Raw genomic sequence first — 12,516 nt, forward strand, 5'->3', positions numbered from 1 at the left:
CCGGCACTCTGAGCGTGCGATAGTGCCGAATCGAGAAAGCTGTTCGATGCCGCGAGTTTAGCGCCAGATCCGGCCGCGTGCCGGGCTGGCCCCAGGAAGGGGGATTGTGCCACATGCGAAGCGCGTCGGGAGGCCCCCGCGTCCTGCTCAGACGGCTTCGCGAGACCATGGCGGAGCAGGTCTCGGCACAGGAGCGGCTCGACAAGATCGTGGTGCTGATCGCGGCCAACATGGTCGCGGAGGTCTGCTCGGTCTATGTGCTGCGCGTCGACAACACGCTCGAGCTCTATGCCACCGAAGGTCTGAACCGCGACGCCGTGCACATGACCGTGCTGAGCGCGCATGAAGGTCTCGTCGGCCTCGTCGCCAGCGAAGCGACGCCGCTCAACCTGAACGACGCGCAGAGCCATCCCGCCTTCTCGTATCGGCCGGAGACCGGCGAAGAGATCTACCACTCCTTCCTTGGCGTGCCGATCCTGCGCGCCGGCAACACGCTCGGCGTGCTGGTGGTGCAGAACCGAGCCAAGCGCACCTATGTCGAGGAAGAGGTCGAGGCGCTGCAGACCACCGCGATGGTGCTCGCCGAGATGATCGCCTCCGGCGAGCTCGCAGCACTGGCGCAGCCCGGCGCCGAGCCGGCGGCGCGGCACTCGATCCACAAGACCGGCACGGTGCTGTCCGATGGCATCGCGCTCGGCCATGTCGTGCTGCACGAGCCGCGCGTCGTCATCAACAACTACATCGCCGAGGACCTGCCCAAGGAGATCAAGCGGCTCGACGCCGCGCTGCTCAAGCTGCGCGCCGACCTCGACCGCATGCTGGAGCGCGGCGACGTCGCCGATGGCGGCGAGCACCGCGAGGTGCTCGAAGCCTATCGCATGTTCGCCAACGACCAGGGCTGGTCGCACAAGCTGCACGAGGCGGTGGCGACCGGCCTCACGGCGGAAGCCGCCGTCGAGCGCGTGCAGTCGGACACCCGCGCCCGCATGCTGCGCTCGACCGATCCGTATCTGCGCGAGCGGCTGCACGACCTCGAGGATCTCGGCTACCGGCTGCTACGTCAGCTCGTCGGCCAGGACCACGCGCCGCGGCGCGAGCACCTGCCGGACAACGCCATCCTGATCGCACGCGCGATGGGTCCGGCGGCGCTGCTCGACTACGACCGCAAGCGGCTGCGCGGCCTCGTGCTCGAGGAAGGCACCGCCAATTCGCACGTCGCGATCGTGGCGCGCGCACTCGGCATTCCCGCCGTCGGCGAGGTGCCGAACGCGCCGGGCATCGCCGATCCCGGCGACGCCATCATCGTCGATGGCACCTCAGGCTCGATCTATGTGCGCCCGTCGTCGGAGATCGAATCCGCCTATGCCGAGCGGGTGCGCTTCCGCGCCCGCCGTCAGGCGCAATATGGCGAGCTGCGCAACAAGCCCTGCGTGACCAAGGACGGCCAGCCGGTCGAGCTGATGATCAATGCCGGCCTGGTCATCGACCTGCCGCACATCGAGGACACCGGCAGCGCCGGCATCGGCCTGTTCCGCACCGAGCTGCAATTCATGGTGTCCGCCAGCCTGCCGCGCTCGAGCGACCAGCTGGCGCTGTATCGCACGGTTCTCGACGCCGCCGGCCACAAGCCGGTCACGTTCCGCACCTTGGACATCGGCGGCGACAAGGCGCTGCCGTACATGGAGACCGTGATCGAGGAGAATCCGGCGCTCGGCTGGCGCGCGATCCGCCTCGGCCTCGACCGTCCGGGCCTGCTGCGCGGCCAGATCCGGGCGCTGCTGCGCGCCGGCGGCGGCCGCTCGCTGCGCATCATGTTCCCGATGATCTCGGAAGTCGCCGAGTTCGACACGGCCAAGGCGATCGTCGAGCGCGAGCTGACCTATCTGCGCCAGCACGGCCATACGCTGCCGGAACGCGTCGACGTCGGCACCATGCTCGAGGTCCCGGCGCTGCTGTATCAGCTCGACGAGCTGCTTTCGAAGGTCGACTTCATCTCGGTCGGCTCGAACGACCTGTTCCAGTTCCTGTTCGCGGTCGATCGCGGCAATGCCAAGGTCTCCGAGCGCTTCGACACGCTGTCGACGCCGATCCTGCGGGCGTTGCAGCAGATCGTGCACAAGGCCAAGGCCGCCAAGCGGTCGGTGTCACTGTGCGGCGAGATGGCCTCCAAGCCGATCGGCGCATTGGCGCTGATCGCGCTCGGCTACCGCTCGCTGTCGTTGTCGGCCACCGCACACGGCCCTGTGAAGGCGATGATCCTCGAACTCGACGCCGGCAAGGCGGCGACGAAGATGGCCGAATGGCTGGCCGCGCCGGCCGGCAGCTTCTCGATGCGGCAGAAGCTGACCGAGTTCGCCGAGAGCGAAGGCCTCGCGCTGTAGCGGGTCTGTCGCGGCCTGCGCGTCTTCCGTTCGTATCGTTTGCTCCTAGAACAGATTGCATCATGTCGTCGCTTCCCCAAGCCAAACTGGATGTCCTGCTCGCGCATCACGCCTCGCTCGAGGCGGAGCTGCTCGGCCAGGTCAATTCCGACCGCTACGTGCAGATCACCCGTGAGCTGGCCGAGCTCAATCCGCTGATCGACGCGGTGAAGGCCTATCGCGCCGGCGTCAAGGAGCTCGCCGACACCGAGGCGCTGATCGCCGATCCCACCACCGATGCCGAAATGCGCGCGATGGCCGAGGCCGAGCGCGACGAACTGATCGCGCGCCGCGGCGAGCTGGAGCAGAAGATCCGCGTCGCGCTGCTGCCGAAGGATGCGATGGACGACCGCAACGTCGTGCTCGAAATCCGCGCCGGCACCGGCGGCGACGAGGCCTCGTTGTTCGCCGGAGACCTGTTCCGGATGTATGAGCGCTTCGCCGCCCTGCAGGGCTGGAAGGTCGAGGTGGTCTCGGCCTCCGAAGGCACCGTCGGCGGCTACAAGGAGATCGTCGCCGAAGTGCAGGGCCGCGGCGCCTTCGCCAAGCTGAAGTTCGAATCCGGCGTGCACCGCGTGCAGCGCGTGCCCGATACCGAGACGCAGGGCCGCATCCACACCTCGGCGGCGACAGTCGCCGTGCTGCCCGAGGTCGAGGATGTCGACGTCGACATCAAGCCGGACGACCTGCGCATCGAGACCATGCGCGCGCAAGGCGCCGGCGGCCAGCACGTCAACAAGACGGAATCGGCGATCCGCATCACCCATATCCCGACCGGGATCGTCGTGATGATGCAGGACAGCCGCTCGCAGCACAAGAACCGCGCCTCCGCGATGAACATCCTGCGCTCGCGCATCTACGACGCCGAGCGGCAGAAGGTCGACGCGGCCCGCTCGGCCGAGCGCAAGGAGAAAGTCGGCTCGGGCGACCGCTCGGAGCGCATCCGCACCTATAATTTTCCGCAAGGGCGCGTCACCGACCACCGCATCAACCTGACGCTCTACAAGCTGCCGCAGGTGATCGCCGGCGAAGCGCTGGGCGAACTCATCGACGCGCTGACGACCGAGCACCAGGCCGCGCAGCTCGCCGCGCAAGGTGCTGCGGCGTGATGCGCACCGGCGCATTGCAGGAGGCGATGCGACGCTGCCCCGACACAAACGGTGTCGTCCCGGCGAACGCAGGGACCCCTAACCACCGGCCTTCGTGGCTGTCACAGAAGGCAACTCCGACCGCCCGTCCCGCCACGGCACGGCGTATGGCTCCCCGCGTTCGCGGGGATGACGCGTGGAGGGAGTTTGCGCGATGACCGGCCTCATCGCCGGCGTGACGATCGATGCCGCCCGCCGTGCCCTGGCCGCGCGCTTTGCAGATGCGGGCCTCGACTCGCCCGAGCTCGATGCGCGGCTGCTGGTCGGCCATGCGCTGCAGCTCGAGCTCACCGGGCTCGTGATGCACGGGAGACGACAGCTCTCCCATGACGACGCGCAGCGCCTGGAAACGCTGGTGCAGCGCCGGCTGGCCGGCGAACCGGTCGCCCGCATCCTCGGCACCAAAGAGTTCTGGGGCCTGGACCTGCGATTGTCGGCCGACACGCTGGTGCCGCGGCCGGACACAGAGACTGTCGTCGAGCTGGCACTGGAACATCTCGCGGCCGGCGGCGACCTGAAGCGTCGCTTGCGCATCGCCGATCTCGGCACGGGCTCCGGCGCGATCCTGCTGGCGCTGCTGTCCGAGCTGCCGCGGGCCTTTGGACTCGGTACCGACATCAGCTTGGCCGCGCTGACCACCGCGCGGGATAATGCGCGCGCGCTCGGATTAGCCGACCGCGCCGGCTTCGTCGCCTGCTCCTACGCCGCAGCGCTGTCTGCGGGTTTCGACCTGATCGTGTCGAACCCGCCCTACATCCCATCGTCCGAGATCAGCGAGCTCGACGTCGAGGTGCGCACTCATGATCCGCTGCGCGCCCTGGACGGGGGCAAGGACGGGCTCGACGCCTACCGCGCGCTGATCCCGCAGGCGGCGGCCCTGCTGCGGCCGGACGGCGCTGTCATCGTGGAGGTCGGGCTTGGCCAGAGTGACGAGGTCGCTGCATTGATGGTGAGGGCTGGCCTGACGGCCGATTCCTCGACGATCCGGGCCGATCTGGCCGGTATTCCCCGAACCGTCATGGGCCTAAAAAAGCTCCGGTAAAGGTCGGGGAATGCAGAAAAAGCTCTTGGAATATCCCCCGGGAGCGACTACGTTCCATCCATAGCACCGGTGCAGGCCACGACGAGCGGTATTCACGGAACACCGCCGCGGTCAGATGCCAGAGAGCCGCGCCGGGCGATAGGTTCCAGAACGCAGATCTGCTGAGCGCGAGAGCCCGGATGGCTGCGCAGCCCGCGACTGCAAAGCGAACGAAAGCCTGACTTTGCACTTGAGGTCTTACGCTAAGCAAACTGGGTCGGTCGTGGCGCATGTCGCCTTGGCTGGCTGAATGACGTGGTTCGCCGGTCCCAGGGGCTGGCGGGTGGGGAACGCGTTTTGAACGCGCTTTTGTCGAGAGAATCGGCTGTCGATCACATCGGCATGGGTCAAACCGGCATGTCGGAACCGACATGGGTCGGATGGGACCATTTGGACCGCGCGCGAGGCGTCCGAGCCCGGCGAAGGTATTTCAATACACTCTCGGTATTCCGATAACAATCAGTGCTCAGACAATCGGTGCTCCTAACGCAGGGTTGGAATAAAGGCAGGACATGAGAAACGGTCAGAACAACAAGCGGATGCGCAACCGGAACAGCGGCGGTAACAACAACAATAACCGGCGCGGCCAGAATCCGCTGACCCGGGTGTTCGAGTCCAATGGACCGGACATCAAGATCCGCGGCACTGCCTCTCATGTCGCCGAGAAATATGTCCAGCTTGCCCGCGACGCCCGCTCTTCGGGTGACCCCGTAGCCGCCGAGAACTACTACCAGCACGCCGAGCACTATTTCCGCCTGATTGCCGCCGCGCAGGAGCAGTTCCGCCAGAATCAGCCGCAGCAGCCGCGCAACACCGAGGACCTGACCGTCGACGACCTCGACGATGACGGTGAGAGCTTCTCGCATTTCGGCCAGGAGCCCGGCTTTGTTCCGGCCCAGCCGCAGCCTCAGCCCCAACCCTTCATGCGCGACCGCGAAGGCGGCCAGCGCGAGCGCGGCGACAACCAGCCCTATCAGCGCGAGCAGCAGCCGCGCGAGCACCGCGAAGCGCGTGAGCATCGCGAGCCGCGCGAACACCGCGAGCCGCGGGAACACCGTGAACCCCGCGAACATCGCGAGCGGGAGCCGCGCGAGCACCGGGAGCGGCCGCAGCCCGTCCAGTACCAGCCGCAGCCGCAACCCCAGCCCGTCATCGCCGACAGCGGCGTCGATCGGCTGCCGTCCTTCATCACCGGTCCGCAGCCGCAGATCGCCAATCCCCCGGCCGCCTTCGAGGGCGCTGCCGAGCGCTATCCGCGGCGCCGCCGGCGTCCGCATGGTCCGCGCGCTGAAGCAGCCGCTGCTGCACCGGCGCCGAGCGAGGACCTCAATCCGGGCGAATAGCGATTACCCTCCATCATGACGAAACGGGTGGGCTCTTGAGCCCACCCGTTTTTTTGCGCGGGAAGCGCGCAGGAAAACGGCCCGGGATCATGCTTCGCGCGACGGCGGACCGACCTCGCGGCGACCGGCGCCACCGGATCCGGGGGCCGACGGTGACGGCGCCAGCACCGGTTCGAGCCGCGGGATCAGCCGAATGCGCTCGCGGCGCGCCGGGATCACCCGGTAGACCTGCTTGGTCGCCTCCACGATGTGGACACCGGCGAACGGCAGCGACAGCGCCGCGCCGACGCGCTCCCAGGCCATCGCCGATTTCAGGAACCAGCCGCCGACCGGAGGCATGAACAGCGCCTCGCCCCAGCCGGTCGGCGTGAACCAGGTCTGCCGCAGCAGTTGCGTGATCTGCGAGCGCGAATAGGGCCGGCCATGGCCGAACGGCGTGTTGTCGGTCCGCGTCCAGACGCCGCGCCGGTTCGGGATCACGATGATCATGCGTCCCGCCGGCGCCAGCACCCGCCACATCTCGCGCAGCAGCCCGGCCGGGTCGTCCGACATCTCCAGCGCATGCACGATCAGGATGCGGTCGATCGCCGCATCGGGCAGCGGCAGCGAGAACTCGTCCACCAGCGAGGCCAGCGTCGGCCGCGCCGTCGGCCATTTCAGCACCCCCTGCGCCGCCGGCATGAAGGCGATGCAGCGTTCGGAATCCTCGCGGAACAGGCCAAGATAGGGCGTGGGATAGCCGACGCCGAGCACCCGCTGCCCGGCCGCGCTCGGCCAGCGCGCGCGGATACCGCGGTTGATCAAGAGCCGCGCGACGATCCCGAGGCGACCCGAATAGAAATTTCGCAGATCGATCACGTCCATGACGTCAATGTATCATGCGAGCGCGCGCTGCCGCGCGCCGAATATTGCGTTGCGCCTCCAGCGTTAACGCCATATCTCTGCGCGGGACATCGGAGGCCGCCCCGCAGCGCTGCGCCCGGGCTCCGCTTCCACGACCTTCTGGCATCGCGAGCGCGACCATCGTGCCTCGCCCGGTCCCGCCGACGGAGACATCATGGCCGCCGACATCCGCGCCTTCACCTGCCTGTCCGACAATTTCGGCTATCTGATCCATGACCCCGCGACCGGTGCGACTGCCTCGATCGACGCCCCCGAGGCCGGACCGATCGTCCGGCAATTGGACGCCGAAGGCTGGAGGCTCACCGACATCCTGATCACGCATCATCATCACGACCATGTCGGCGGCGTCGCCGAGCTCAAGCAGAAATATGGCTGCCGGGTGGTCGCGCCCCACGACAAGACGACGGCGATCGCCAACGTCGATCTGCGAGTCGCCCATGGCGATGTCGTGAAGATCGGCGAGTTGCTCGCGCGCGTGCTGGAAACGCCGGGCCATACGCTCGACCACGTCTCCTACGTGTTCGATGCCGACAAGGCGCTGTTTGCGGCCGACACGCTGTTCTCGGTCGGCTGCGGCCGCGTGTTCGAGGGCACCTATCCGATGATGTGGGACTCGCTTCTCAAGCTGCGCGCGCTGCCGGACGACTTCCGGCTCTATTGCGGCCACGAATACACAGCCTCGAACGTCAAATTCGCCCTCACCGTCGACGGCGACAACGCGGCGCTGAAGGCTCGCGCCGAGGAGGTCACGCGGCTGCGTGCCGCCAACCGGCCGACCATTCCGTCGCTGCTGGGCGACGAGAAGACCGCCAACGTGTTCCTGCGCGCCGACGATCCGGCCGTCGCAGTGCGGCTGCGCATGAAGGGCGCCAGCGCCGAGCAGGTATTCGGCGAGTTGCGCGAGCGCAAGAACAAGTCGTAACGGCGAGGACGACGATGGCCACGCTCTCGGCTGCCGACATCATCGCGCGTCTCGGCCTGCAGCCTCATCCGGAGGGCGGACATTTTCGCGAGACCTTCCGCGATCCGGCCGTCGACGCCTCCGGCCGCGCCGCATCGACCTTGATCTATTTCCTGCTCGCGCGCGGCGAGCGTTCGCATTGGCACAGGGTCGACGCGGTCGAGACCTGGCACTTCTATGCCGGTGCGCCGCTGACCTTGCGGATCGCCGCCGAAGGCCAGGCGCCGCAAACGACGACGCTGGGCATCGACCTCGCAGCCGGCCAGCAGCCGCAGGCGGTGGTGCCCGCCCATGCCTGGCAGGCCGCCGAGAGCGCCGGCGATTGGACGCTCGTCGGCTGCACGGTGGCGCCGGGCTTCATGTTCGAAGGATTCGAGCTTGCGCCGCCCGGCTGGGAGCCGGAGGTCTGAGTCAGGCGCTCGCGCCGGCGACCTTCGCGGCCGGCTCGGCGAAGCGCTGGCGCTCCTGGGCGAGGAAGCCGGAAATCGCGTCGGCCGGCATCGGCTTCGCGAAGTAGTAGCCCTGGATGTAGTCCGCGCCCAGACGTCGCAGGCTGTCGAGCTGCTCCTTGGTCTCGACACCCTCGACGACGCACGAAATTTCCATGTCGGCGCAGAGGCCGGTCAGCGACTTGATGATCTTGTGGCTGATCGGGTTGGCGTTGACGTCGCTCACGAAACTGCGGTCGACCTTGAGCTTGTCGAGCGGCAGCCGGTGGACGTGACTGAGCGACGAGTAGCCGGTGCCGAAATCGTCCAGCGAGATGCCGCAACCGATCGCCTTCAATGCCGCGATCGACTGCTCGGCGCGGGCGAAGTCGAAGGTGACGGCGGTCTCGGTGATCTCGAACTCGATGCGGCGCGGCGGCACGCCGCTGGCATGGATGACCGCCAGCAGCGGCAGGACGCCATCCGGCGAACAGATGTCGTGCGCGGAGAGATTGAACGACACGCGAATGTCGTCCGGCCAGGTCCGCGCGGCGGCGAGCGCCTTGACCAGCAGACAACGCGTCAGGCTGCGGATGACGCCGATCCGCTCGGCGGCCGGGATGAAGCTTGCGGGCGACACCGTACCCAGCTTGGGGCTGTGCCAGCGCGCCAGGACCTCGAATCCGGTGGTGCGCGAATTCATCGCGTCCATGATCGGCTGAAACGCCAGGTCCATCTCGGCGTCGAAATCGGCCGTGCGCAACAGGTGCTCGATCACGCTGCGGCTACGGATCTCCGCCTCGAGCTCGGTCGAGAAGATGATGGCCTGGCCGCGGGCGCGGCGCTTGGCGTGGTAGAGCGCATAGTCGGCGCATTCGTACAGCGCATCCGCAACCATGGCCGAGCGCGGATACAACGCAAAGCCGGTCGAGCACGACAGGCCGGTATGGGTCGTGTCGAACTGATAGGGCAGCTTGATGAGGTCGGTGATCTGCCGTCCGAGGTTGAGCAGATCGTCGTCCGTGGGATTGCCGGCGACCACCAGTCCGAACTCGTCGCCGCCGAGCCGGGCGAGATGGACCTGGCCGCCATGGCCGGCACAGGCGTCGCGGATGCGGCGCGCGGCCTCGATCAGCACGCGGTCGCCGACCGTGTGCCCATAGGTGTCGTTGATCGGCTTGAAGCCGTCGAGATCGATGATGCCGACGGCGAGCCGCGTGCCGTCCCGGTCGGCCTCGGCGAAAGCTTGCGTGAGCTCCGAGAAGAAGCGACGGCGATTGGGCAGATCGGTCAGCGAATCCAGATTGGCGAGGCGGAAGTTTTCATCCGACAGCGCTTGCGTCGCCGCCTGCTCCGCGAGCAGCGATTTGCGGCTGGCGACGAGCGCGGCGAAATCCCGATAATAGATGAACAGCACCGTGACCATCGCGCCGGACACGAGCAGCTGATTGACCGCGATCGCCCGCAGCGCGTGAACGCCCGTGGACATGAAGAAGATGACATAGGGCACGATGACCACGAGGGTCACGATCAGGGCTGCGGAGCGCAGGTGCATCAGGCAGAAGATGATGCCGATGACCGTGACCGCCATGTAGAACGCGACCTGCCCCTTGGCGAATGGGTCGCCGTAGGGAAACAACGCGAAGGACCAGACGACGAACAGCGCCCCGATCGGGCCGGCAATCCGGTTGGTGACACGCAGGTTGCGCAGCACCTCGGCGTCGCTGCTGGCGGCCTCGCCCTGCCGCAGCCACCACAGCATGCGCGCGCCGGTAATCGTCGATAGCAACGCCGGCACGGAAATCGTGAGCCACGTCGGCGCCAGCGGAAGGAACGTGTAGGCGAGCGCCAGGCTGTTGGTGATGAGAATGAAATAGAGCAGCGGCACCTGCTTGGAGAACGCCTGGAACTGCGCGCGCGTCAGCTCGGGACTGTCGGCGGGAACGCGAAACAACTCCCCTGCGCGGGCCATGTAACGTCTCACGTCCGGCATTGCCGCCCCGTTGTCAGCACCATTTCGCAGGGACTATCGCTCAGCACGGGTAAAGGGCGGGTTAGGTGCAGACCGCGCCAAACTGTAATCGGCGGTTGTGAGCTACCGGCCGGCGCGCCGGTTTTGCGCACGATTAAGTGCGCATCAAGGATAACCGGCGGATTCGGACCGCCGTGCCGAGTCCGCATGCGAGCCGGCCCCGCCTGACGTCGCTCGACCTGATGCGGTCAGCGCTTGCGCAGGAGGAACATGTCCTTGGCCGCGACCAGACCGCCGCCGGCAATCAGCAGTGCGGCCACCGCCAGGGTGGCGCTCGGTCGGGCATAGCCGGCAACGATCAGGAAAGCCGTCGACAGCAGCGGCGTCGCATAGGATGCGGCACCGAGCACGCGAATGTCTCCGCGCTTCATCCCGATGTCCCAGGCATAGAACGCGGCGCCAACCGGGCCGATGCCGAGACCGGCAACAGCGAGCCACTGCGTCGGGCTGTCGGGCCAGACCGTTCGCTCGACCGCAACATGGACCAGGGCCGCGAGCGCGGACGTCGCCATGCAGAAGCCGGCGACGGCATCGGTCGGCACCGCCTTCAGACGGCGCGAGAGCACCGAATAGATCGCCCACACGAACGCCGCGACGAAGGCGGCCGCGAGCCCCGGCAACTGGCTCGCAGCGAAGCTCGCACCGTTGCCGAGCAACAGCAGCGCGGTGCCGACAAGCCCGATCACGGCGCCGGTCACGTGATGAACCGCGAGCCGCTCCCCCGGCAGAAAGGCCGAAAATAGCACGATCAGCAGCGGCCAAAGATAGTTCAGCAGCCCGGCTTCTGCCGGCGGCGCGAAGCGCAGCGCCAGGAAGTACAGCGCGTGATAACCGAACAGCCCGCCGACGCCCACGGCCCACGCCGTCAGCGGCTGCCGCAGCACCCGTAGCCCGTCCGGTCGGCGGACCAGACTGAGCAGGCCGACCGCGCCGCCGATCGCGAAGGTCATCGCCGCAAGCTGGAAGGCGGGGATCGTGCCAGTTGCCACCGTCAACAAGGCGAGCAGCGACCACATCAGGATCGCGGTCAGACCGATCAGGGTCGCATTGCGCTGGGACATCAGGCGGCAGGCTCCGTCACGGCCGGCTCATGCCGGCCACCCACGCCTGCGTCCGTGCGGGGAGCGTCCAAGACGTGAATGCCCGCGGCGAGCGCGGGCATCAGGTTTTCCTTAACCGCAGATGGTGGCCGGAGGCAACGCCGCCGGCGAGGCTCACACCATGTACTGGCCGCCATTGACCGACAGCGTCGAGCCGGTGATGGCTCCGGCCTCATCAGCCGCGAGGAACACCACGGCGCGCGCGATCTCCTCGGGCTCGCCGAGGCGCCCCACCGGAATCAGCGGCAGGATGGCTTTCTCGAGCACGTCCTTCGGCACCGCCTGCACCATCTCGGTGTTGATGTAGCCCGGGCAGATCACGTTGACGGTGATGCCGGCCTTGGCCGTCTCCAGCGCGAGCGCCTTGGTGAAGCCGATGTCGCCGGCCTTCGCCGCGGAGTAGTTGACCTGGCCGAACTGGCCCTTCTGGCCGTTGATCGAGGAGATGTTGATGATGCGGCCGAACTTGCGCGCGCGCATGCCCTCGATGACCGGGCGGGTCATGTTGAACAGCGAGCCGAGATTGGTGTTGATCACCGCGCTCCACTGCTCGAGCGTCATCTTGTGGAAGGCCGTATCACGGGTGATGCCGGCATTGTTGATCAGCACATCGATCGGACCGAGATCGGCTTCGACCTTCTTGATGCCTTCGCCGCAGGCCTCGAACGAGCTGACGTCCCATTTGTAGACGGGGATCTCGGTCTCGCTCTTGAACTTCTCCGCCGCGGCATCGTTGCCGCCGTAATTCGCCGCGACCTTGTATCCCGCCGCCTTCAGCGCCTTGCTGATCGCCGCTCCGATACCGCGCGTTCCCCCCGTCACCAACGCCACACGTGCCATGTCGAATCCTTCCCTCGATGACTGATCGCACAGGGACAACCTCTGGCTGCCACCGCGCTTGCCGTTGTTATTGGATCATGAACCTCCGCGCGATGATCAACTTGCCGCACGACCGTCCATGCTCGCTCAACTCCATTTTTTTAGTGGTCGATTATGCGACGTGTTTGACGGACATCAAGAACAAAACGCCCGGCGAGATCGCCGGGCGTTGATCTTTAGTTGAGCTGGACGCGATTGCGAAGGCTGAACGGTTCGCAGTC

10 protein-coding genes are annotated in these 12,516 nt (G+C 67.1%); 6 read left to right on the plus strand and 4 right to left on the minus strand.

Annotation, left to right across the window (positions count from 1 at the left end; genetic code table 11):
• Positions 1 to 113 precede the first annotated feature (113 nt).
• The 4 genes from ptsP to ACQR03_RS12715 all read left to right on the plus strand — a co-directional run bounded on the left by ptsP (position 114) and on the right by ACQR03_RS12715 (position 5,992).
• Positions 114 to 2,381 (plus strand): phosphoenolpyruvate--protein phosphotransferase, encoded by a 2,268-nt coding sequence (ptsP, locus tag ACQR03_RS12700; RefSeq protein ID WP_315715187.1) that lies wholly within the window; start codon positions 114 to 116, stop codon positions 2,379 to 2,381.
• Positions 2,382 to 2,443: 62 nt separating this feature from the next.
• On the plus strand, positions 2,444 to 3,529 hold the full coding sequence (gene prfA, locus ACQR03_RS12705) for a peptide chain release factor 1 (protein WP_316203481.1): 1,086 nt from the start codon (positions 2,444 to 2,446) through the stop codon (positions 3,527 to 3,529).
• Positions 3,530 to 3,722: 193 nt separating this feature from the next.
• Entirely contained in the window at positions 3,723 to 4,610 is an 888-nt protein-coding gene (gene prmC, locus ACQR03_RS12710) for a peptide chain release factor N(5)-glutamine methyltransferase (RefSeq protein WP_315825542.1), read from the plus strand.
• A gap of 551 nt (positions 4,611 to 5,161) precedes the next feature.
• Entirely contained in the window at positions 5,162 to 5,992 is an 831-nt protein-coding gene (locus tag ACQR03_RS12715; protein WP_315751931.1) for a DUF4167 domain-containing protein, read from the plus strand.
• Positions 5,993 to 6,079: 87 nt separating this feature from the next.
• On the opposite strand, the gene ACQR03_RS12720 is transcribed toward ACQR03_RS12715, so the two are convergent.
• Positions 6,080 to 6,856 carry a class I SAM-dependent methyltransferase gene (locus tag ACQR03_RS12720; RefSeq protein WP_315751930.1) on the minus strand — a complete coding sequence of 259 codons (777 nt, stop codon included), beginning with the start codon at positions 6,854 to 6,856 and terminating at the stop codon, positions 6,080 to 6,082.
• A 193-nt stretch (positions 6,857 to 7,049) separates the two neighbouring features.
• On the opposite strand from ACQR03_RS12720, the gene gloB reads away from it, so the two are divergent.
• Positions 7,050 to 7,817, plus strand: a complete 768-nt coding sequence (gene gloB, locus ACQR03_RS12725) for a hydroxyacylglutathione hydrolase (protein ID WP_316166271.1) — start codon at positions 7,050 to 7,052, stop codon at positions 7,815 to 7,817.
• A 14-nt stretch (positions 7,818 to 7,831) separates the two neighbouring features.
• A complete protein-coding gene (locus tag ACQR03_RS12730; RefSeq protein WP_315715181.1) occupies positions 7,832 to 8,266 on the plus strand; it encodes a cupin domain-containing protein in 435 nt (144 codons plus the stop codon).
• 1 nt (position 8,267) lies between these two features.
• Here ACQR03_RS12730 and ACQR03_RS12735 read toward each other — a convergent pair whose 3' ends face one another.
• From ACQR03_RS12735 to ACQR03_RS12745, 3 genes are all read right to left on the minus strand, one after another.
• Entirely contained in the window at positions 8,268 to 10,277 is a 2,010-nt protein-coding gene (locus ACQR03_RS12735; protein ID WP_316193272.1) for a putative bifunctional diguanylate cyclase/phosphodiesterase, read from the minus strand.
• Between the two features lie 227 nt (positions 10,278 to 10,504).
• Positions 10,505 to 11,377 carry an aromatic amino acid exporter YddG gene (yddG, locus tag ACQR03_RS12740; protein ID WP_315751928.1) on the minus strand — a complete coding sequence of 291 codons (873 nt, stop codon included), beginning with the start codon at positions 11,375 to 11,377 and terminating at the stop codon, positions 10,505 to 10,507.
• Between the two features lie 153 nt (positions 11,378 to 11,530).
• Complete coding sequence (locus ACQR03_RS12745) at positions 11,531 to 12,256, minus strand: beta-ketoacyl-ACP reductase (RefSeq protein ID WP_315715178.1); 726 nt, start codon at positions 12,254 to 12,256, stop codon at positions 11,531 to 11,533.
• Between the last annotated feature and the right edge of the window lie 260 nt (positions 12,257 to 12,516).

The organism is Bradyrhizobium sp. HKCCYLS3070, from assembly GCF_051167575.1.
Classification (GTDB): Bacteria; Pseudomonadota; Alphaproteobacteria; order Rhizobiales; family Xanthobacteraceae; genus Bradyrhizobium.

Bases quoted from the DNA above. Each gene is read 5' to 3' on its own strand.
- ACQR03_RS12730 (WP_315715181.1), top strand. From the start codon at position 7,832: ATGGCCACGCTCTCGGCTGCCGACATCATCGCGCGTCTCGGCCTGCAG.
- ACQR03_RS12735 (WP_316193272.1), bottom strand. From the start codon at position 10,277: ATGCCGGACGTGAGACGTTACATGGCCCGCGCAGGGGAGTTGTTTCGC.
- ACQR03_RS12715 (WP_315751931.1), top strand. From the start codon at position 5,162: ATGAGAAACGGTCAGAACAACAAGCGGATGCGCAACCGGAACAGCGGC.
- ACQR03_RS12745 (WP_315715178.1), bottom strand. From the start codon at position 12,256: ATGGCACGTGTGGCGTTGGTGACGGGGGGAACGCGCGGTATCGGAGCG.
- prfA (WP_316203481.1), top strand. From the start codon at position 2,444: ATGTCGTCGCTTCCCCAAGCCAAACTGGATGTCCTGCTCGCGCATCAC.
- ACQR03_RS12720 (WP_315751930.1), bottom strand. From the start codon at position 6,856: ATGGACGTGATCGATCTGCGAAATTTCTATTCGGGTCGCCTCGGGATC.
- ptsP (WP_315715187.1), top strand. From the start codon at position 114: ATGCGAAGCGCGTCGGGAGGCCCCCGCGTCCTGCTCAGACGGCTTCGC.
- yddG (WP_315751928.1), bottom strand. From the start codon at position 11,377: ATGTCCCAGCGCAATGCGACCCTGATCGGTCTGACCGCGATCCTGATG.
- gloB (WP_316166271.1), top strand. From the start codon at position 7,050: ATGGCCGCCGACATCCGCGCCTTCACCTGCCTGTCCGACAATTTCGGC.
- prmC (WP_315825542.1), top strand. From the start codon at position 3,723: ATGACCGGCCTCATCGCCGGCGTGACGATCGATGCCGCCCGCCGTGCC.